General features: G+C 22.4%; 3 protein-coding genes. All 3 read right to left on the bottom strand.

Going from position 1 to position 2,014, the window contains the following annotated elements; all coding sequences use genetic code 11:
• Positions 1-195 (bottom strand): GDP-mannose 4,6-dehydratase (locus AMN80_RS00955; protein WP_143323367.1); only part of this gene is annotated, 195 nt, incomplete at its 3' end.
• Positions 192-1,022, bottom strand: coding sequence for a glycosyltransferase family 2 protein (locus AMN80_RS00950; protein ID WP_082256522.1), 831 nt, complete (start codon positions 1,020-1,022; stop codon positions 192-194). The genes AMN80_RS00955 and AMN80_RS00950, both read right to left, overlap by 4 nt.
• A gap of 2 nt (positions 1,023-1,024) precedes the next feature.
• Entirely contained in the window at positions 1,025-1,975 is a 951-nt protein-coding gene (locus tag AMN80_RS00945) for a GDP-mannose 4,6-dehydratase (RefSeq protein WP_075520159.1), read from the bottom strand.
• Positions 1,976-2,014: the final 39 nt, after the last annotated feature.

Here is a 2,014-nt window from a genome sequence, read left to right as displayed (position 1 = left end):
ATCTTTTAAATCTATTTTGTAAAATTTAAAATTTTTTTTTCTTTCTAGCTCAATTAATCTTTTTTTTTTTAATTTTATAGAATAGTAACTATCAAGGCTATCTATACCATAAACTTTATTATTAGGATTTTTAATTAATTCTAAACATAATCTCGACCCAATAAATCCTGCAGCACCTGTAATTATAATTTTCAAGAAAATAAAATTTTTTTAAAGTTTTTTATTGATTTGTACACAAATATAATAATTATCAAGATAATACTTTGGCCATTATTATATCTAATCCTTAGTTCTTCCATAAATAATTTTCTAAATTTAATTTTACTAGAGTAGCCACCTCTTCTAAAATTACCTGTAATTTCGTTTTTTTTTGTAGAAGTTCCTTTCATTTTTTTTTTTACAATCATTCTATAAAAATAATCATAATCAGCATGGTACTTATAATTAATATTATAAAGACCTATTTTTTTTGCTGAACTTCTTCTTAAAAAAAAACCTGTAGAATGACTAGAGTAAAAACCCCAACTATAATAAATTTTCTCTGGTCTATATCCATAAAGAATACCCCAGTGTTTTTTTACACTTCCAAAAATAAAATCTATTTCTTTATTGGTTAACTTATTAATATATTTAGCTATAATTTCTAAAGCATTATCAAAATAAGTATCATCAGAGTTTACAATTCCTATAAAGTCACCTTTAGCTAAGGACATACCTTTGTTAAATGCATCATAAATACCTTTATCTTTTTCACTTATCCAGTAATCAATTTGACTATCATATCTCTTAATAATATCTAAAGTTTTATCTGATGAGCCACCGTCAATTATAATATATTCAAAGTTTTGAAATTTTTGATTTACTACGCTTTTAATTGTTTCTTCTAGATATTTTTCATTATTATAAACCACAGTAATTATTGAAAAAAGAGGTTTAGAATTAATAGATCCATTATTAAGTCTTTTTCCTCCTTGAATTACACTCTTTTCTAAAAAATTTCTAAAATTAAGCTCATTATCCATAATCAAAATAATCTTTTATCAATTAAATTTTTTATAACATCATCTATACTGTTTTTAGCTTCCCATCCTAAATCTTTTTTAATTTTTGATACATTAGCATTTCTTATTTTGCTATCGTATTTTCTAAAAAATTTTTTTTTTGTAGTTACATGATTTTTCCAATTAAGATTATTTAGTTTAAAAACTTTATCTAATACAGATTTTAATTTAATAGTTTTTCCTGTTGCTATAATATAGTCATCAACTTTTTTTTGATTTAGAATTTTAAACATTACTTTTACATATTCAGGAGCCCACCCCCAGTCCCGACTTATTTCTATACTACCTAACATCAATTTTTTCTTATTATCCTTTTTGATTTTAATTACATTTTTTATTATTTTTTGTATGACATAGTTTTTATCTCTTAAAACTGAATCATGGTGAAATAAAATACCTGAACATATACTAAGAGAAAATTTTTCTCTGAAAAATTTAACCATTTCAAAGGATATTAGTTTACTCAAAGCATAAATACTATTAGGTTCTTTCTCGCTTGTCTCATCCATTTTTTTATTTGAAATTTTAAATATTTCACATGATGAGCTATTAAAAAATTTTATATTCTTTTTATGATTTATAATAATATCAATGATATTATAGACCGGAATGATATTACTATATAAAGTTTCTAAAATATTTTTATCAGATAAAGAAGGCTTGGGTTGGCCTGATAAAAAATAGATTTGATTAATATTATTTTTAATTATTACTGATTTCATTTTATCATAATCATTATAATTAAAATTTTTTATTATAACTTTTTTTTCTATACCAAGCTTAATATGATTAGATATGCTGCTTTTTTTTCTTGAAACACCTATAACTTTATATTTGTTTTTTATTAAATAATGGGCCAAATAACTTCCGTCTTGACCACTCACACCAAGTATTAAAACGTTTTTTTTTCTCATGAATTGTAATTTTTAATAAAACCTTCATAATAAGAATTC

This window comes from Candidatus Pelagibacter communis, assembly GCF_001179985.1.
Lineage (GTDB): Bacteria > Pseudomonadota > Alphaproteobacteria > Pelagibacterales > Pelagibacteraceae > Pelagibacter > Pelagibacter ubique_J.
The sequence above is the reverse complement of the archived record's forward strand: the minus strand, read 5'-3'. Positions and strand labels throughout refer to the sequence as shown.

What these genes read in the sequence shown, in the direction of transcription:
- AMN80_RS00950 (WP_082256522.1), bottom strand. Translation starts at nt 1,022, where the DNA reads ATGGATAATGAGCTTAATTTTAGAAATTTTTTAGAAAAGAGTGTAATT.
- AMN80_RS00945 (WP_075520159.1), bottom strand. Translation starts at nt 1,975, where the DNA reads ATGAGAAAAAAAAACGTTTTAATACTTGGTGTGAGTGGTCAAGACGGA.